Raw genomic sequence first — 18,478 nt, forward strand, 5'->3', positions numbered from 1 at the left:
CGGCCACATCGCGTTACATTGCTCGGGCCCATGAACGCCCCCTCGCGACTCGACCCCGGCCACACCAACGAACGAGCCCAGCGCCGCGCGCAGGTGGTGGCCGAACTGGGCGGACTGCTGCCGCCGCATGCCTTGCTGTGGCACAGCGAGGACACGATTCCCTACGAGTGCGATGGGCTCACGGCCTACCGCCAGCAGCCCTTGGCGGTGGCACTGCCCGAGACCGAGGCGCAGATCGCCGCCGTGCTGAAAGCCTGCCATCGGCTGGACATTCCGGTGGTGGCGCGCGGCGCCGGCACCGGACTGTCCGGCGGTGCGTTGCCGCACCGCATGGGCCTCACGCTGAGCCTGGCGAAGTTCAACAAGATCCTGGCCATCGATCCGCTCGCGCGCACAGCACGGGTGCAATGCGGCGTGCGCAACCTCGCCATCAGCGAGGCGGCCAAGCCGTACAAGCTGTACTACGCGCCGGACCCGAGCAGCCAGATCGCCTGCACCATCGGCGGCAACGTGGCGGAGAACTCCGGCGGCGTGCATTGCCTCAAGTACGGCCTGACGCTGCACAACGTGCTGCGCGTGCGCGGCTTCCTGGCCGATGGCACGCCGGTGGAGTTCGGCAGCGAGGCGCTGGACGTGCCCGGCCTGGACCTGATGTCCGTGCTCGTGGGCAGCGAAGGCATGCTCGCGGTGGTCACCGAAGTCACCGTCCGGCTCATCCCGCTGCCGCAGGTGGCACGCTGCATCATGGCCAGCTTCGACGACGTGCGCCACGCCGGCGACGCGGTGGCCAACGTGATCGCGGCGGGCATCATCCCCGCCGGCCTGGAGATGATGGACAAGCCCATGACCGCCGCGGTCGACTCCTTCGTGCAGGCGGGCTACGACCTGAACGCCGCTGCCATCCTGCTGTGCGAGAGCGACGGCGCGCCCGAGGAGGTCGAGGAAGAGATCGCCCGCATGGTGCACGTGCTGCGCGCCAGCGGCGCCACCAGCATCGCCGTGAGCGCGGACGAAGCCCAGCGGCTCAAGTTCTGGAGCGGACGCAAGAACGCCTTCCCGGCCAGCGGGCGCATCAGCCCCGACTACATGTGCATGGACTCGACCATCCCGCGCAAGCGGCTGGCCGACATCCTCATCGCCATCGCGCAGATGGAGAAGAAGTACGGCCTGCGCTGCGTGAACGTGTTCCACGCCGGCGACGGCAACCTGCATCCGCTCATCCTCTATGACGCAAACGACCCGGACCAGCTGCACCGCTGCGAGCAGTTCGGCGCGGACATCCTGGAGACCAGCGTGGCGCTGGGCGGCACGGTGACCGGCGAGCATGGCGTGGGCGTGGAGAAGCTGAGTTCCATGTGCGTGCAGTTCTCGGCCAACGAGCGCGAGCAGATGCTGGGGGTGAAGCGCGCGTTCGATCCGAAGGAGCTGCTGAATCCGGGCAAGGTCATCCCCACGCTGTCGCGCTGCGCCGAGGGCGGCAAGATGCATGTGCGCGGCGGGTTGCTGCCCTTCCCCGACATTCCCCGCTTCTGAAATGAGCCAAGACGACCCCGCACTGCGACGATTGATCGACCAGGTGAAGGCCGCCTCGGCGGCATCGCAGTCACTGCAGATCCGAGGCGGCGGCACCAAGGCCTTCTACGGAGAGACGCCGCACGGCACAGTGCTGGACACAACGCCGCTGCGCGGCATCTCCAGCTACGAGCCCACCGAGCTGGTGGTGTCGGCACGCTGCGGCACCCCCTTGTCCGAACTGGAAGCCACGCTGGCCGAACGCGGGCAATGCCTGGCCTTCGAGCCGCCGAGCTTTGCGCCCGGCGGCACGGTGGGCGGCATGGTGGCCGCCGGCCTGTCCGGCCCGTCGCGGGCAGCGGTCGGCTCGGTGCGCGACTTCGTGCTGGGTGCCAGCATGCTCAACGGCCGCGGCGACGTGCTGAGCTTCGGCGGGCAGGTGATGAAGAACGTCGCCGGCTACGACGTGTCGCGCCTGCTGGCGGGCTCCATGGGCACCCTGGGCGTCATCCTGGAGGTGTCTCTCAAGGTGCTGCCCATCGCGCCGGCCAGCGCCACCGTGCGCTTCCAGCTGGACGAAGCCCAGGCCTTGCAGAAGATGAACGAATGGGCCGGCAAGCCCCTGCCCATCAACGCCAGCGCCTGGTGGAACGGCACGCTGGTGCTGCGGCTGCGCGGCGCGCTGGCCGCGGTGAACGCCGCCATCGGCGCGCTGGGCGGCGACATCATCGAGGCCGACTTCGGCACGCGGTTCTGGCAGGGCATGCGCAACCACACCGACGAGTTCTTCGAGCATGCCGCCAAGGCGATCGACGGCGGGGCCACGCTGTGGCGCCTGTCGGTGCCCAGCTCGACAGCACCACTGGCACTGCACGGCGAGACGCTGATCGAATGGGGCGGTGCGCAGCGCTGGCTGGTGAGCCCGCAGTCGGCCATCCACGTGCGCGAGCTTGTGCGCCAGGTGGGCGGCCACGCCACGGTCTTCCGCGGCAAGGACAAGTCCCCAGGCGTCTTCGCCCCGCTCGCGCCGGCGCTGATGCGCATCCACCTGGACCTGAAGAAATCCTTCGACCCGGCCGGGATCTTCAACCCTGGCCGCCTGTACCCCGGGCTCTGACGCCGCATGCAAACCAACCTCGCGCCCGAATTCAAGGACACGCCCGAAGGCCGCGAGGCCGAGGCGATTCTTCGCAAGTGCGTGCACTGTGGCTTTTGCACCGCCACCTGCCCCACCTACCAGCTGCTGGGCGACGAGCTGGACGGGCCGCGCGGACGCATCTACCTCATCAAGCAGGTGCTGGAAGGCCACGGGCCCACACGCAAGACGCAGGAGCACCTGGACCGCTGCCTCACCTGCCGCAACTGCGAATCGACCTGTCCGTCGGGCGTGCAGTACGGCAACCTGGTGGAGATCGGGCGCGACATCGTCGAGCGCAAGGTGGAGCGCCCCCGCGGCGAACGCACCGTGCGCTGGATGCTCAAGGAAGGCCTCACCTCGCCGCTGTTCAAGCCGGCGATGGCGCTGGGCCAGACGGTGCGGCCCCTGCTGCCCGGCACGCTGCGCAACAAGGTGCCGCCCAAGGCCGATGCCCAGGCGCACCGCTGGCCCACCCAGTCGCATCCGCGCGCGGTGCTGATGCTCATGGGCTGTGTGCAGCCGGCGATGATGCCCAACATCAACAGCGCCACCGCGCGGGTGCTGGACGCGGCCGGCATCCAGACCCTGGTCTCCGACGAAGCCGGCTGCTGCGGAGCGATCCGCCTGCACCTCAATGACCATGAAGGCGGGCTGGACGACATGCGCCGCAACATCGACGCCTGGTGGCCGACGGTCTCGGCCGGCAAGGTGGAGGCGCTGGTGATGAACGCCTCCGGCTGCGGCGTGACGGTGAAGGAATACGGCCACGCGCTGGCCCACGACCCGGCCTATGCTGAAAAGGCAGCACGCATCTCTGCGATGACCCGCGACCTGAGCGAGCTGCTGCCCGCGCTGGTGCCTGCCCTGAAGAACAAGGTGCGCCGGCGCAAGGCCACGCAGCTGGCCTACCACCCGCCCTGCACGCTGCAGCATGGGCAGCAACTGCGCGGCGGTATCGAAGGATCGCTTCGCGAGCTGGGCTTCGAGGTGCAGCTGGCGGCCACCGAAAGCCACCTGTGCTGCGGGTCCGCCGGCACCTACTCCGTGCTGCAACCGGAGCTCGCCCATGCCTTGCGCGACCGCAAGATCAGGCAGCTCGAACCCATCAAGCCACAGGTGATCGTCTCGGCCAACATCGGCTGCATCCAGCATCTGCAAAGCGGCACGGCCACGCCGGTGCGGCATTGGGTGGAAGTGCTGGACGACGCACTGTCCTGAGGCGGCGGCCCCGCCTTCGCGCGGGTACGGAGCTTGCGAAAGACCGCAGGCACGACACGGCTGTTGAACGCCCGTCACACGAGGGCCTCAGCATGCGCCCCGCGCTGCCCTCATCGCCCGAAAGGCATTGGCTGCGGGCTGCGTGAACACCGCTACAGTCCAGCCTTTTTTGCGCGCCGCGCAGGCGCGTGCCTTGCCGACCCGCTTCGCATGACCATCATCGCTTCCCCCTGCATCGACCTGGACGAGGTCGAAGTCCGACACAGCAGCATCCATGGGCTGGGCGCCTTCGCCCGCCGCGGCATGCAGCCCGGGCACCTGGTGGGTCACTACGAAGGCCGGCGCTACAGCCCCACCGAGGAAGGCGAAGCCGAGGTCGACACCAGCCTCACCTACCTCTTCGGCCTGTCGGATGGCTCGCTGATCAACGGCGCCGAGGGCGGAAACGCCACGCGCCACATCAACCACTCCTGCTCGCCCAACTGCCAGGCGGTGGAGGAGCGCGACGAGGATGGCGAGATCCACATCGTGATCCGCACGCTGCGGCGTGTGAAGGCGGGTGAGGAGCTGTTCATCGATTACCGGCTGGAGGTGCCGGACGACGACTCGGATGACTACCCCTGCCATTGCGGCGCGGCTGGCTGCCGCGGCACCATGGCCGCCGTCGGCGGCGATTGAGGGTTCAGGCAGCCGGCGGCTTGCGCAGCCGGTCGACGCGCTTGCGCGCCGCGCGGCTCACGAACTGGCGCTCGAAGAAGCTGGCGTTCTTCAGCAGCCCCTCGCCCTGGGTCTGGCAGGCGCTTTGAGCATGCTCCAGGTCGGCCGGCGGCATGCCCGCCTGCGCCTTTTCGGCTTCCTTGAGCAAGGCGTCGGCCTCGGCGCCGCGGATGCCTTGCTTGTAGACCACGCCGACGAAGGCGAAGGATGCGGTGACCACCGGGAGGAGTTGCGCCTCGGCGCCGACATCACCCTCGCGCATGCGTTGGGCAATGGGTTCCGCGCGGGCCTGCAGCGCGGCAACGCACGCGGCAGCCTGCTTCGGGCTGGGGTCGGCCAGGGCGCACGGGGTGGCCAGAGCTGCCGTCAGAACCAGGGTCAGGCTACGGAAACGAGACAAACGACACGACAAAGTCATTCGCATGGGTGAAAGCGGTGCAAGCGCGGTGCCTGCCTCCGGCGTCCTTGGGGCGCGACTTTCAGAACGCTTAAGGCTGACATCAGGACGACGGGACCGTAACACGAAGACACTATCTCTGTTCCCCGCGGGGAGGCAGCCCCACCAAGGTGGCGCCGCGGCACTTCGAGGTGCGTCAAGCACAGCATGCCGAAGCGGGCATTCCCAAAGGGGCCAGTGTTGGCCCCTTTTTTTTATGGGCCCCCCAGTCGCTGGCGCTCCTGCCCCCGAGGGGCGCCACCCTGCGGACTGGCGGAGCCAGATCCGCGGGCGTTGCTTGAGTTGTCGCTTCGCTGCGCTTGCTCTGGTCGCTCCTTTTTACAGGCCGACCATTTGGGCCAGTTCTTCTGCGGAGACGGTGCCGTCGTGCTTGCCGAACTGACCGTTCTTGCCATTGCGGTAGACGATGAGCGGGACGCTCTCGGCGCCCAGGGCCTTGAAGATGTCGGTGTTGGCCTTGACCTTGGCGACGACGTCGTCGCTCAGGCTCTGGCTGACGGTGATGCCGCCGCCGTGGGCGAGCACGCTGGTTTCGTTTTCGCCCATGGCGGCGATCGGGTCCTTGGCGGACAGGATGGTCGCGCCTTGCGGTCCGGAGGAACTGCGCAGCAGGCCGATGGGCATCCAGACGATCTTCAGGCGGTTCTGCAGGGCCTGGGCGTTGTTCCACAGCGCGGCGCAGTGCGGGCAGGTGGGGTCGAAGAAGACGTAGACGGTGTTGGCGGCCATCACCGGGCCGGTAGTGAAGCCGCTGCCCTTGGAAGCAGCTTCATAAGCCTGGCGCGGAGACTGCTGGCCGGGCGCGGCGGTGGGTTCGGCGGCTGCCGACGTGGCGGACGCGCCGGCATCCGGTGCGGGAGCTGGGGCCGCAGCGGCAGAAACGGCAGAAGCGGCCGGTACAGGCGCAGGGGCCGCGGCTTCCGGCGTGGACTTGCTGCAGGCCGACAGTGCGGCGACGGCCAATGCCAGTGCGCTGGCGGTGAAAAGGGAACGGTGACGATTCACGGACTGGATTCCTTCCTGTGGGCAGCCCCGGCGGGCACCTGCCTTTGGGCCGAATGGCGCGCGGGAGTTCAGCGTCTGGCGCCGGACATGCGAAAAAACATGTCGAATTTACACGCCTCAGGTGGCATGCCCTTCCGCCGCCAGTGGCTCAGGCCTGGCGCGCAGCGCCCACGCCACGCCCGCAACGAGGCAGACGATACCGGCGAGCGTGGCCGGTGCGGGCCCTTGTCCCCGAAGAAGGAAGGCATAAGCAAGCGCTGACAAGGTCTCGAAGACGATCAACTGCCCGGCCAGCGTGGTGGGCAGGCGTTGGCTGGCTTCGTTCCAGCACAGGGTGCCCAGCCACGACGCCAGCAAGCCGATGGCGAACATCAGCCCCACGAACAGGACCGGGGTGGGCCCAAGGGGCATCGGGAAGCTGGACCTGCTGCCGGCATTCCAGGCCCAGAAGCCTACAAATCCGATGACGGCCAGCGGCAAGGTCGCGATGCCCTGCGCGGTCGCCCAGGTCCGCGGGCTGCGGTCGGGGTGGGCGCGCAGCCAGTCGGCATTGCGGATGGGATACCAGGTCCAGCAGACGAGCGCACCCACCGCCAGCAGCGCCCCCAGCGCGTAGCGGGGAACGTCGGCATTCCGGTCGGCACGCAGTTGCTCGATCTCCACCTGGTTGACGAGCACGATGCCCAGCCCGATCACCAGCAGCGAAGGCGCGAGCCTGGCCCAGGGCAGGCGGCCGTCCCGGTCGGCATTGCGCAGGTTGGAGCAGATGGCGATCACCACCGGCAGCGTGCCGATGATCATGGTGGGCAAGGGCCCGCCCGCGCGCTGGATCGCCGCGGCCAGGCACAGGTAGTACAGCACGTTGCCCACCATCGAGAGCTTGAGCGCTTCGATCCAGTCAGCCCGTGTGAGCTGGGAGAGCCGCTGGCGGTCCAGCCAGGCCAGCGGCAGTGCGATGACGCCGAAAGCCAGGTAGCGCGAGAACGAAAGCATGGCCGCCGGGTAGTCGGGCAGCATCAGGGGGGCGACAAAGACCAGGCCCCACATGAGGCCGGCGGCGAGTGCGAACAGGGTGCCGATGAACATGCCGCCAGTGTGACCGTCCGGCCGCGGCGGGTCTTGTACGAGCTTGCTGCCGCCCCGGGATTTCAGCGCGCCGGGCGCTGGCCCAGCTGCTGCTGGTAGCGCGCCGGCGTGACGCCGTACATGCGGGCGAACCGGCGGGTGAGGTGCGCCTGGTCGGCCAGCCCGACATCGGCCGCGACGGCCACTGGTGCGCAGCCGGCCGCGAGCAACTGCTTGGCGCGGAACAGGCGCAAGGCCATCAGCACCTGGTGGGGCGTGGCGTGATGACGGGCCTTGAAGCGACGCTGGAAGTGGAAGGGGCTGAGGTCGGCAACGGCCGCCAAGTCGTCCAGGCTGAGGGAATCGGCCAGCCGGTCACGCATCAGGGTGATGGCGCGATCCAGCGCAGAATCGCTCCCGACAGGCGTGGCCTGCCCTGGCCCCGCGCCTCTTGCCAGCGGGCGCACGGCATCGAGCAGTTCCATCAAGGCGCCATCGCGCGCCAAGGCATCGTCGGCCTGCCACATCGACGCCAGCAGTGCGTTGAGGCGTTGTGCCACCGCCGGCTCATGCGCCACCGGCTCGGCGAACCACCATCCGCGCTCGCCGGTCACCGCCTCCACGACCCGAGGCTCGATGTAGATCATGCGGTAGCGCCAGCCCTGAGGCGTCTCGGCGCGGCCGGTGTGCAGCACATCGGGGTTCATGAGCACCACCGACTGCGCCGGCGCGAGGTGGTCGCTGCCGCGGTAGCGGAATCGCTCGACGCCGGCCTCGATCGCGCCCAGCCCGAAGCCCTCATGCACATGCGGATCGAAGGCGAAGCGCACGATGTGCGCCTGGTACAGCTCGATGCCTTCGCGATGCATCCGCTTGAACTGCGCCGCATCGTGCGGATGGTCGAACCGTGCGGGAACGGCCGCGCATTCGGGCAACCGCTCCCCGTCCATCACCACACCTTGCAGACCTTGTCGCGCACCATCGGCTGGCCCGGCTTGCACGAGAACGCGCGGGCGAACTCGGGCATGTTGGACACCACGCCGTTGACGCGGTACCTGGACGGCGAATGCGGGTCCGTCAGCGCCTGCAGGCGCAGCGTCTCGGGGCGGACGTTGCTGCAGGCCCATTGCGCCATGCCGATGAAGAAGCGCTGGTCGGGCGTGAAGCCGTCGATGTCCGATAGCTTCTGGCCGGCCGTGGTCGCCTTCCACGCCACGTAGGCGAGGATGGTGCCGCCGAAATCAGCCACGTCTTCGCCCAGCGTGAGCTTGCCGTTGATCTTGACGTCGTCCACGACGGTGTAGCCCGAATACTGATCCACGATGCAGGAGGTGCGCTTGACGAATTCGTCGGCGTCCTTCTTCGTCCACCAGTCGCGAAGGTTTCCGCGCGCGTCGAACTGCCTGCCTTCGTCGTCGAAGCCGTGGGTCAGCTCATGGCCGATGGTCGCGCCGGTGTTGCCGAAGTTGGGGGCGTCGTCCATCTTCGGATCGAACAGCGGCGGCTGCAAGATGCCCGCGGGGAAGTTGATGTCATTCATCTGCGCGTTGTAGTAGGCATTCACCGTGGGCGGCGTCATGCCCCACTCGCTGCGGTCCACCGGCTTGCCGATCTTGGCCAGCTCCCGCCGCGCCTCGAAGGTCTGCGCGCGCTGCACGTTGCCGAAGAAGTCGCCCGGCTTCACCTCCAGTGCCGAGTAGTCGCGCCACTTCTCGGGGTAGCCGATCTTGTTGACCAGCGAGTGCAGTTTCTCCAGCGCCGCCTTCTTGGTGGGGGCGCTCATCCAGTCGAGGTTGTTGATGCGGCCTTCCATCGCGACCTCGATCGCACGGGTCATGTCGGCCGCGCGCTGCTTGGTCTCGGGCGCGAAGGTGCGCTTGGCGAAGACCTGGCCCAGCGCCTCGCCCAGGTCACGGTCGACGGCGCGCACGCAGGTCTTCCAGCGCGGGGGCATCTTCTCCACACCTCGCAGCTTGGTCGAGAAGAAGTCGAAGTTGGCCTGCGCGAAGGGTTTGGCGAGGTTGGCCGCCTGCGCATCGACGACCTTCCAGCGCAGGTAGGTCTTCCAGTCGGCGAGCGAGCGCTTGGCCAGCAGGCGGTCGAGCTTCTTGTAGAAGGCCGGCTGCGTGACGTTGATGCTTTGCGAGGTGGACACGTCCAGCGCCCTGAAGTACGTGGCCCAGTCGAAGTGCGGCGCCGTCTTCTTGAGTTGCGCGAAGCTCATGCGGTGGTAGATCTTGTGCGGATCGCGCTGCTCTTCCCGGGTGAGCGAGGACTTCGCAAGGTCGGTCTCCATCGCCACCACCACGATCGCATTGCCCGCGGCCGTCTCCTTCGAATCGCCCAGCAGTTCGAACATGCGCGCGACGTGCGCCTGGTAGGCACGGCGGATGTCCTTGGACTTGGCGTCCATCTTCAGGTACTGGTCGCGGTCGGGCAGGCCCAGCCCGCCGGCGTCGGCAATGGGAATGACCTGCGCGGAGTCGGCATAGTCCTGGTCCGAGCCGAAGCGGAACATCGCGTTGTCGGTGCCGGTCAGGTGCAGCCAGCCGATCAGCCCGGCCGCATCCTTGGGCGACTTCAGCTGCGCCACGCGCTGCAGTGCGGCCTCGATGGGCTTGGCGCCCGCCGCGTCGATGACGCCTTCATCCATGCAGGCGGCGAAGTAGTCACCCGTCTTCTGCTCCGACGGCGTGCGATCGGCGCGCGGCGCGGACACCTCGTTGAGCAGGCCCCAGAGGTAGTGCAGGTTCTCGTCGTGCAGCTTGCCGTACACGCTCCAGCTGGACTGGTCGGCCGGAATCGGGTGCTTCTGCTGCCAGCCGCCGCAGGCGTACTGGTAGAAGTCCACGCAGGCGTTGGCGCTGGGGTCCATCGAGCCCTGGTCCAGGCTCGGCGAGTACGGCAGCGCGGTCAGCGGTGCGTCGGCGGGCTTGGCATCCTGGGCAAATCCGCTGGTGAAAGTGACGGAGCTGACCAGGGCGATCGACGCGGCGATCGCCACGCGCGTGAGGGAACGGCAGGAAGTCATGGGCTGCGGCACCTTGTGGGTGCTGTGTTCAGACGAAGCCACGAGCATGCCACGGCCGCACGGGACACTCAGTGAGCCTTGCCCTTGGGACGCTCCATCTGCGCACCCGGCGCGTGGAAGGCGACTTGTTCGGCCACCAGGTTGCCTTCGTCAGGGGCGATCAGCTCGGTGCGCATGGCAATGGCCACCGAGGCGGGGTTGACCTTGCTGCTCGGGTGCGCCGCCGCCTCCACCATCTGCCGGTACAGGTTGGCCGGCAGCAGCATCGCCAGCTCCAGGCTGAGCTCGTTGGCCCGGTCGTAGTCGTCCATCGGCGAGTTCTTGTCCAGCGAGCCGGCCAGCACGAGGTACATGGAGACCTTCTCGGCCAGGTCGAGCTTTTCGCGGGCGGGCAGGTTTTTCATGGGGTGCCTCCGTGGGTGAGGGGCGAGGGTAACGCAGGCGCGCCGCCATGAACCAGATCATCTGAATGGCTTGCCCTGATCCGCCGGGCCTGCTCCCATGAAAAAGCCCCCAGGCGCTCACAGCGCTTGGGGGCATCAAAAGCGGCCACGGGTCAATGACAGCCGCTCACTTCTGGTTCCCTGAGGAACAGAACAGGAGAGAAACGCTCAGCGGACCTTGCCGTTCTTCCAGGCGTTGAGCAGGGTTTCGTAGGCGATGGTTTCACCCTTGGGCTTCTCGTTGGCCAGCTTCTTCCACGGCGCGCCCTTGTCCGAGAGGTACTTGTTCGGGTCGCCCTTCGGATTGAGTTTCGGCGCGCAATGGGCCATGCCGGCGCGTTCGAGGCGGCCCATCACCTGGTCCATCTCGTCGGCAAGGTTGTCCATGGCCTGCTGCGGGGTCTTCTCACCCGTCACCGCCACCGCCACGTTCTTCCACCACAGCTGTGCCAGCTTCGGGTAGTCGGGCACGTTGGTGCCGGTGGGCGTCCAGGCCACGCGGGCCGGGCTGCGGTAGAACTCGATCAGGCCACCGTACTTGTTCGCGTTCTGCGTGAAGTACTCGTGGTGGATGTCCGAGTCGCGGATGAAGGTCAGGCCCGTGATCGATTTCTTCAGCGACACGGTCTTGCTGGTCACGAACTGCGCGTACAGCCAGGCGGCCGCGGTGCGGCTCGCGTCGTGGTCCTTGAAGAAGGTCCATGAGCCCACGTCCTGGTAGCCGTTCTGCATGCCCTGCTTCCAGTACGGGCCGTTGGGGCCGGGGGCCATGCGCCACTTGGGCGTGCCGTCCTCGTTCACCACCGGCAGGCCCTTCTTGGTCATGTCGGCCGTGAAGGCGGTGTACCAGAAGATCTGTTGCGCGATCTGGCCTTGCGCGGGCACCGGGCCGGCCTCGCCGAAGGTCATGCCGGTGGCTTCCTTGGGCGCGTACTTCTTCATCCAGTCCACGTACTTGGTCAGCGCGTAGACCGCAGCGGGCGAATTGGTCGCGCCGCCGCGGGCCACGGAGGCGCCCACCGGCGTGCACTTGTCGTCGGCCACGCGGATGCCCCACTCGTCCACCGGCATGCCGTTGGGAATGCCCTTGTCGGCGGAGCCGGCCATCGAGAGCCACGCATCGGTGAAGCGCCAGCCCAGCGACGGGTCCTTCTTGCCGTAGTCCATGTGGCCGTAGATGGGCTTGCCGTCGACGGTCTTCACGTCGTTGGTGAAGAACTCGGCGATGTCCTCGTAGGCGGACCAGTTCAGCGGCACGCCCAGGTCATAGCCGTACTTGGCCTTGAACTTGTCCTGCAGGTCCTTCTTGGCGAACAGGTCGGCGCGGAACCAGTACAGGTTGGCGAACTGCTGGTCAGGCAACTGATACAGCTTCTTGTCCGGCGCGGTGGTGAAGCTCGTGCCGATGAAGTCCTTCAGGTCCAGGCCGGGGTTGGTGAATTCCTTGCCGGCGCCGGCCATGTAGTCCGACAGCGGCATGATCTTGCCGTAGCGGTAGTGCGTGCCGATGAGGTCGGAGTCGCTGATCCATCCGTCATAGATGGACTTGCCCGACTGCATCGAGGTCTGCAGCTTCTCGACGACGTCACCTTCCTGGATGATGTCGTGCTTGACCTTGATGCCGGTGATCTCCTCGAAGGCCTTGGCCAGCGTCTTCGATTCGTATTCGTGCGTCGTGATCGTCTCCGACACGACCGAGATTTCCTTGACGCCCTTGGCCTGCAGCTTCTTGGCGGCATCGATGAACCACTTCATCTCGGCCATCTGCTTGTCCTTGGACAAGGTGGATGGCTGGAATTCGCTGTCGACCCACTTCTTGGCTTCGGCCTCGCCTGCATAGGCGCCGTGACCCATGACCAGAGCGGCTGCTGCGAAAGCGACGGCATTCACGCGCAACTTCATTTGTGTCTCCTCAAGAGCTTCCCATTTCATCGCTTGGACGAACCGGCTGGGAAGGAAGAGCCGGCTCCCCTTTCTCTCGTAAAGCGTCAACCCTTGCGCAGGATGAAGGTGAGCAAGAGCATCGAGATGACGAAACTGATCCACACCGACGGTTCCTGGTCCAGCGAGAACCAGGTGACCATCTTTTCGCTGAGTGCGACGAACATCAGGTTCACGTAGGCCGCGCTGAGCAGGCCGATGAACAGGCGGTCGCCGCGGGTGGTTTCCATGGGCAGGAAGCCCTTGCGCATCGTGGTGGGCGACTTGATCTCCCACACCGTCATGCCGACGAGCATGAGCACGATGCAGGAGAAGAAGACCGCCACGGGCAGGGTCCAGGCCATCCAGTCGAACATTGCTTTCTCCTCAGACGCGGCCCATCGCGAAGCCCTTCGCGATGTAGTGGCGGACGAACCAGATGACGATGGCGCCCGGCACGATGGTGAGCACGCCAGCCGCGGCCAGCACGCCCCAGTCCATGCCTGACGCGCTCACGGTGCGCGTCATCGTCGCGACGATGGGCTTGGCGTTCACGCTCGTCAACGTGCGGGCCATCAGGAGCTCCACCCAGCTGAACATGAAGCAGAAGAACGCCGCCACGCCCACACCGGCCTTGATCAGCGGAATGAACACCGTCAGGAAGAAGCGCGGGAACGAGTAGCCGTCGATGTAGGCCGTCTCGTCGATCTCGCGCGGGATGCCGCTCATGAAGCCTTCGAGGATCCACACCGCCAGCGGCACGTTGAACAAGAGGTGTGCGAGCGCCACCGCGATGTGCGTGTCCATCAGGCCCAGCGTGGTGTAGAGCTGGAAGAAGGGCAGCAGGAACACCGCGGGCGGCGTCATGCGGTTGGTCAGCAGCCAGAAGAAGACGTGCTTGTCACCCAGGAAGCTGTAGCGCGAGAACGCATAGGCCGCGGGCAGCGCGACGATGAGCGAGACGACCGTGTTGATCGCCACGTAGATCATCGAGTTGATGTAGCCCGAGTACCAGCTCTCGTCGGTGAAGATCGTCTTGTAGTGGTCCCAGGTGAAGTGCTGCGGGAACAGGCTGAAGGTCGAAAGGATCTCCTCGTTCGTCTTGAACGACATGTTGACCATCCAGTACACCGGCAGGATGGCGAAGACGAGGTAGAGGATCAGGAAGATGACCCGCTTCTGGAAGCGCTGGTTATCCATGGGCCGCCTCCGTCTTCTCTTGGGTGCCCACGCGCTGCATCCAGTTGTAGAGGATGAAGCACAGCAGCAAGATAATGAGGAAGTAGATCAGCGAGAACGCAGCGGCGGGTCCGAGGTCGAACTGGCCGACGGCCTTCTGCGTGAGGTACTGCGACAAGAAGGTGGTGGAATTGCCGGGGCCGCCACCGGTGAGCACGAAGGGCTCGGTGTAGATCATGAAGCTGTCCATGAATCGAAGCAGCACGGCAATCATCAGCACGCCGCGCAGCTTGGGCAGTTGGATGAAGCGAAACACCGCGAGCTTGCTGGCGCCGTCGATGCGGGCCGCCTGGTAGTACGCATCCGGAATGGCGCGCAGGCCGGCATAGCACAGCAGCGCGACCAGCGGCGTCCAGTGCCACACGTCCATCAGCAGCACCGTGAACCAGGCGTGCGTGGCGTTGCCGGTGTAGCTGTAGTCGAAGCCCAGTCCCTTCAGCGCCGCGCCCATGAGGCCGATGTCGGTGCGCCCGAAGATCTGCCAGATGGTGCCCACCACGTTCCACGGGATCAGCAGCGAGATCGCGACGATCACGAGCACCGCCGACGACTTCCAGCCCTTGGCCGGCATGGACAGTGCGAGCAGGATGCCCATCGGGATCTCCACCAGCAGCACGGCGAAGGAGAAGGTGATCTGCCGCAGCAGCGCGCCTTGCAGGTCGTCGTCGCGCATCACCGCCTTGAACCACTCGGTGCCGACGAACACGCGACGCTCGGGAGAGATGATGTCCTGCACCGAATAGTTCACCACCGTCATCAGGGGCAGGATGGCCGAGAAGGCCACGCACAGGATGACGGGGAGGATGAGGAACCAGGCCTTCTGATTGACCGGCTTCATGCGATCAACTCCTCGTTCTTGTAAAAGCAGGTGTGGCTGCCCAGCACGTTGAGCCACACGTCATCGCCGACTTGCGGCGTCCTGGCTTCGGGGCTGAGGCGGGCGCGAATGACGGCGTCGCCGCTGGTGGCGGTGAGCAGCCAGTACGTGCCGATGTCCTGCGCCTTCTGTACCTTGGCGGGCAGTGCATCGGCCTGGTTCGGCTGGGCGAGCTGCACGTACTCGGGCCGCACCCCCAGCGTGAGTTCCCCGGCCTCGTGCAGCTGCGGCCGCGACGCACTGCGCAGCAGATGGCCGCCCACGACGATGCCGTCGGCCTGCGCCTTCGCCTTCAGGAAGTTCATGCCCGGCGAGCCGATGAAGTTGCCCACGAAGGTGTGCTGCGGGCGCTCGAACAGCTCGGACGCCGTGCCCACCTGCACCGCCCGGCCGCGCGTCATCACCACCACCTTGTCGGCGAAGGTCAGCGCCTCCACCTGGTCGTGGGTCACGTACACCAGCGTGAGCTTGAGCTCGTGGTGGATCTGCTTGAGCTTGCGGCGCAGCTGCCACTTCAGGTGCGGGTCGATCACGGTGAGCGGTTCGTCGAACAGCACGGCACTCACGTCCTCGCGTACCAGGCCACGGCCCAGCGAGATCTTCTGCTTCGCATCGGCCGAGAGGCCGGCCGCGCGGGTGTTGAGCTGGCCGCTCATCTCCAGCATCTCGGCAATGGCGCCCACGCGCTGCTTGATCTTGTCGGCCGGCACGCGCCGGTTGCGCAGCGGAAACGCGAGGTTCTCGGCCACGGTCATGGTGTCGTAGATCACCGGGAACTGGAACACCTGGGCGATGTTGCGTTCCTGCGGCGAGAGCCTGGTGACGTCGCGGCCGTCGAACTTCACCGTGCCGTGCGAAGGTGTCACCAGGCCCGAGATGATGTTGAGCATGGTGGTCTTGCCGCAGCCCGAGGGACCGAGCAACGCATAGGCGCCGCCGTCCTCGAAGCTCATCTTCAGCGGCAGGAGCGCGTAGTCTTCGTCGCGCTGCGGGTTGGGCTTGTAGGCGTGCGCCAGGTCGAGGTCGATGCGGGCCATGTCAGCGCGCCTCCAGGAAAGGGGCCACGAGCAGGTTGCCCGCGGCATCGAACACATAAACCTGCGACGGGTTCAGGTACAGCGTGATGGACTCGGCCAGGTTGAACTGGTGTACGCCGGTGAGCTGGGCCACCAGTTCACCGATGGCCGTGTCCACGTGGACGAAGGTGTCGGAGCCGGAGATCTCGGCCAGCTCCACCTTGCCGGGCAGCGCCAGGTCACCCTCGCGCTGGTGGACACGCAGGGCGCTGGCGCGAACGCCGATGGTCAAGGCCGACGTGCTCGCCGCCGGCAGCGGCACCGACAGGTTCACGCCGGCTTGGAGCGTGACGCCGATGGACGCCGCCGTGCCCGGCAGCAGGTTCATCGGCGGGTCGCTGAAGGCGCGCGCCACGCGGATCGACTTGGGCTTGTGGAACACCTCGGCCGTCGGGCCGTACTGCAGCAGTTCGCCCTGGTCCAGCACGGCGGTGTAGCCGCCCAGCAGCAACGCCTCGGTGGGCTCGGTGGTGGCATAGACCACCGTGGATTCGCCCGTCGCGAACAGCTGCGACAGCTCTTCTCGGAGTTCCTCGCGCAGCTTGTAGTCCAGGTTCACCAGCGGCTCGTCGAGCAGCATCAGCGGCGCCTTCTTCGCGAGTGCCCGGGCCAGGGCCACACGCTGCTGCTGCCCGCCGGACAGTTCCGCCGGCAGCCGCTTGAGGAAGGGCTCGATGTGAAGCTTCTTCGCCAGCTCCGCCACGCGTTCTGCGATGCCCTTCTCGCCGCGCAGCTTCAGCGGCGAAGCGATGTTGTCGGCCACCGTCATGGACGGGTAGTTGATGAATTGCTGGTAGACCATGGACACGTTGCGGTCGCGCACCGACTTGCCGGTGACGTCCTGTCCGTCGGCCAGCACGCGGCCCTTGGTGGGCGCGTCCAGTCCTGCCATCACGCGCATCAGCGAGGTCTTGCCGGCCTGCGTGGCGCCGAGCAACACCGTCACCGCGCGCGGGACGAGCGTGAGGTCCATCGGGTACAGGTGGGTCTGCGCTCCCACCTGTTTTTCGATGCGTTCAAGCATCAGTTCCATGTCATCTCCGAACGTGCCTTTCCGGCGCCAGCCGTCTGTGCGGCCATGGGTTCCCAATTCGATTCGCACCACTGCGCCACCGCCGCGCGTTGCGCGGCATCCAGATGCAAGCCGAGCTTGGTGCGCCGCCACAGCACGTCGTCGGCGCTGCGCGCCCACTCGTGCTGGTGCAGGTAGCGAAGCTCCGCCTCATGAAGGCCGGGCACCACGAGCGGGCCCAGGCCGTTCTTCAGCAGCAGGTCGGCCCGCGCGCCGTAGTTGCGCGCCAGGCGACGGATCAGCGTCGGGTCGACGTCCGGGTGCCGCGCGGCCAGCGCCTGCGTGAAGCGCTGGATGTCGGTGTCGGGCCGCTGGGCCGCGCCGATCCACGGGCCCAGGTCGCCACCGGGCAGGTAGGCATGGCGCGTCCAGGCGCCACGCTTGGCGCCGAGCGATGGCGCGAGCCTGTCGGCGGCCTCCTCGGCCAGCTTGCGGAAGGTGGTGATCTTGCCGCCCCACACCGACATCAGCGGCGCTTGTGCGGTGTCCAGGTCCAGCAGGTAGTCGCGCGTCACGGCGGACGGATCGCCCGAGTCGTCATCCAGCAGCGGGCGCACGCCGGAGTAGCTCCACACCACGTCGGCCGGCGTGATGGCGCGGGCGAAATAGCGGCTCGCCTGCTCGCACAGGTACTGCGTTTCGCCGGCGTCGATGCGCGCTTCGCCGACGGCACCGTCGTGCTCCACGTCGGTCGTGCCGATCAGCGTGAACTCGCCTTCGTAGGGAATCGCGAAGATGATGCGGCGGTCGGTGTTCTGGAAAATGTAGGCGTAGTCGTGGTCGAAGAGCTTGGGCACCACGATGTGGCTGCCCTTGACCAGGCGCAGCGACTTCGGGTCGCGCACGTGCGCATGCTCGGCGAGGAACTGGCCGGTCCACGGCCCCGCTGCATTCACCAGCGAGCGTGCCGAAACCACACGCTGGTCGCCCGTCACCTCGTTGCGAAGCGTCGCCCGCCAATGCGTGTCGCCGCGCTGCGCATCGATGCAGCGCCAGCGCGTGAGCACCTCGGCACCGTGGGTGGCCGCGTCGATGGCGTTGAGCACCACCAGGCGCGCATCGTCCACCCAGCCGTCCGAATACTCGAAGCCGCGCGTGAACCCCGGCTTGAGCGGCGCGCCGCTCGGGTGCTCATGCAGCTTGACCGTGTTCGAGCCGGCCAGCACTTCGCGGCGGGCCAGGTGGTCGTACAGGAAGAGGCCCGCACGGATCATCCACACCGGGCGCATGCCGGGATCGTGCGGCATGACGAAGCGCATGGGCCGCATGATGTGCGGCGCACTCTTGAGCAGCACCTCGCGCTCGGCCAGCGCCTTGCGCACCAGCGAGAACTCGTAGTACTCCAGGTAGCGCAGGCCACCGTGGATCAGCTTCGTGGATGCCGACGACGTGTGCTGCGCAAGATCGTCCTTCTCGCACAGGAGCACGGACAGGCCTCGCCCCGCGAGGTCGCGTGCGATGCCGGCGCCATTGATGCCGCCGCCCACCACCAGGGCGTCGACGGACGACACCTCAGGACTCCAGCCGGGATGCCGGGGCTGATTCAACCAATCACTCCTCAGGAGGTCAAAAAGAAACGAACATCCCGAGATGTTCGTTTTCGTTCGTTTCGTGTTCTTCTTTTTTCGTTTTATCGCAGAAGCGAACGAATTGCAAGCTCGCAATCCACCATGGATTTCCCTGATTCGCTCGCTATGCTGCCCGCCAT

General features: G+C 66.7%; 17 protein-coding genes. 4 read left to right on the forward strand and 13 right to left on the reverse strand.

The features are described from left to right. The first annotated feature begins 30 nt into the window (after window positions 1-30). The 4 genes from DZC73_RS12595 to DZC73_RS12610 all read left to right on the forward strand — a co-directional run bounded on the left by DZC73_RS12595 (window position 31) and on the right by DZC73_RS12610 (window position 4,546). Window positions 31-1,533, forward strand: a complete 1,503-nt coding sequence (locus DZC73_RS12595) for an FAD-linked oxidase C-terminal domain-containing protein (RefSeq protein ID WP_124540602.1) — start codon at window positions 31-33, stop codon at window positions 1,531-1,533. A gap of 1 nt (window position 1,534) precedes the next feature. Beyond that, complete coding sequence (gene glcE / locus DZC73_RS12600; RefSeq protein ID WP_124540603.1) at window positions 1,535-2,629, forward strand: glycolate oxidase subunit GlcE; 1,095 nt, start codon at window positions 1,535-1,537, stop codon at window positions 2,627-2,629. A 6-nt stretch (window positions 2,630-2,635) separates the two neighbouring features. Then, complete coding sequence (gene glcF / locus DZC73_RS12605) at window positions 2,636-3,868, forward strand: glycolate oxidase subunit GlcF (RefSeq protein ID WP_124540604.1); 1,233 nt, start codon at window positions 2,636-2,638, stop codon at window positions 3,866-3,868. Between the two features lie 210 nt (window positions 3,869-4,078). Next, window positions 4,079-4,546 carry an SET domain-containing protein gene (locus DZC73_RS12610; RefSeq protein ID WP_124540605.1) on the forward strand — a complete coding sequence of 156 codons (468 nt, stop codon included), beginning with the start codon at window positions 4,079-4,081 and terminating at the stop codon, window positions 4,544-4,546. 4 nt (window positions 4,547-4,550) lie between these two features. Here the strand turns inward: DZC73_RS12610 and DZC73_RS12615 are convergent, their stop codons facing one another. From DZC73_RS12615 to glpD, 13 genes are all read right to left on the reverse strand, one after another. Continuing rightward, window positions 4,551-5,009 carry a hypothetical protein gene (locus DZC73_RS12615; protein ID WP_124540606.1) on the reverse strand — a complete coding sequence of 153 codons (459 nt, stop codon included), beginning with the start codon at window positions 5,007-5,009 and terminating at the stop codon, window positions 4,551-4,553. A 351-nt stretch (window positions 5,010-5,360) separates the two neighbouring features. Next, window positions 5,361-6,047, reverse strand: a complete 687-nt coding sequence (locus DZC73_RS12620) for a thioredoxin fold domain-containing protein (protein WP_124540607.1) — start codon at window positions 6,045-6,047, stop codon at window positions 5,361-5,363. Between the two features lie 117 nt (window positions 6,048-6,164). Then, window positions 6,165-7,133 (reverse strand): DMT family transporter, encoded by a 969-nt coding sequence (locus tag DZC73_RS12625; RefSeq protein ID WP_124540608.1) that lies wholly within the window; start codon window positions 7,131-7,133, stop codon window positions 6,165-6,167. Window positions 7,134-7,195: 62 nt separating this feature from the next. Continuing rightward, window positions 7,196-8,062, reverse strand: coding sequence for an AraC family transcriptional regulator (locus DZC73_RS12630; protein ID WP_124540609.1), 867 nt, complete (start codon window positions 8,060-8,062; stop codon window positions 7,196-7,198). Further along, on the reverse strand, window positions 8,062-10,143 hold the full coding sequence (locus tag DZC73_RS12635) for a M13 family metallopeptidase (RefSeq protein ID WP_124540610.1): 2,082 nt from the start codon (window positions 10,141-10,143) through the stop codon (window positions 8,062-8,064). The genes DZC73_RS12630 and DZC73_RS12635 overlap by 1 nt, the downstream gene beginning before the upstream one ends. 68 nt (window positions 10,144-10,211) lie before the next feature. After that, entirely contained in the window at window positions 10,212-10,547 is a 336-nt protein-coding gene (locus tag DZC73_RS12640; RefSeq protein WP_124540611.1) for a hypothetical protein, read from the reverse strand. Between the two features lie 207 nt (window positions 10,548-10,754). Beyond that, window positions 10,755-12,488, reverse strand: a complete 1,734-nt coding sequence (locus DZC73_RS12645) for an ABC transporter substrate-binding protein (protein WP_124540612.1) — start codon at window positions 12,486-12,488, stop codon at window positions 10,755-10,757. Between the two features lie 86 nt (window positions 12,489-12,574). Further along, entirely contained in the window at window positions 12,575-12,883 is a 309-nt protein-coding gene (locus DZC73_RS12650) for a DUF2160 domain-containing protein (RefSeq protein ID WP_124540613.1), read from the reverse strand. Window positions 12,884-12,893: 10 nt separating this feature from the next. Next, complete coding sequence (locus DZC73_RS12655; protein ID WP_124540614.1) at window positions 12,894-13,706, reverse strand: carbohydrate ABC transporter permease; 813 nt, start codon at window positions 13,704-13,706, stop codon at window positions 12,894-12,896. After that, window positions 13,699-14,583: a carbohydrate ABC transporter permease gene (locus DZC73_RS12660; RefSeq protein ID WP_124540615.1), complete on the reverse strand. Its 885-nt coding sequence runs from the start codon at window positions 14,581-14,583 to the stop codon at window positions 13,699-13,701. The genes DZC73_RS12655 and DZC73_RS12660 overlap by 8 nt, the downstream gene beginning before the upstream one ends. Further along, window positions 14,580-15,659: an ABC transporter ATP-binding protein gene (locus DZC73_RS12665; RefSeq protein WP_124540616.1), complete on the reverse strand. Its 1,080-nt coding sequence runs from the start codon at window positions 15,657-15,659 to the stop codon at window positions 14,580-14,582. The genes DZC73_RS12660 and DZC73_RS12665 overlap by 4 nt, the downstream gene beginning before the upstream one ends. A gap of 1 nt (window position 15,660) precedes the next feature. Further along, a complete protein-coding gene (locus tag DZC73_RS12670) occupies window positions 15,661-16,731 on the reverse strand; it encodes an ABC transporter ATP-binding protein (RefSeq protein ID WP_124540617.1) in 1,071 nt (356 codons plus the stop codon). Continuing rightward, window positions 16,722-18,281: a glycerol-3-phosphate dehydrogenase gene (gene glpD / locus DZC73_RS12675; RefSeq protein WP_235835109.1), complete on the reverse strand. Its 1,560-nt coding sequence runs from the start codon at window positions 18,279-18,281 to the stop codon at window positions 16,722-16,724. Before glpD ends, DZC73_RS12670 begins: the two co-directional genes overlap by 10 nt. Window positions 18,282-18,478 lie beyond the last annotated feature (197 nt).

The organism is Rhizobacter terrae (assembly GCF_003852895.1).
GTDB lineage: Bacteria > Pseudomonadota > Gammaproteobacteria > Burkholderiales > Burkholderiaceae_C > Albitalea > Albitalea terrae.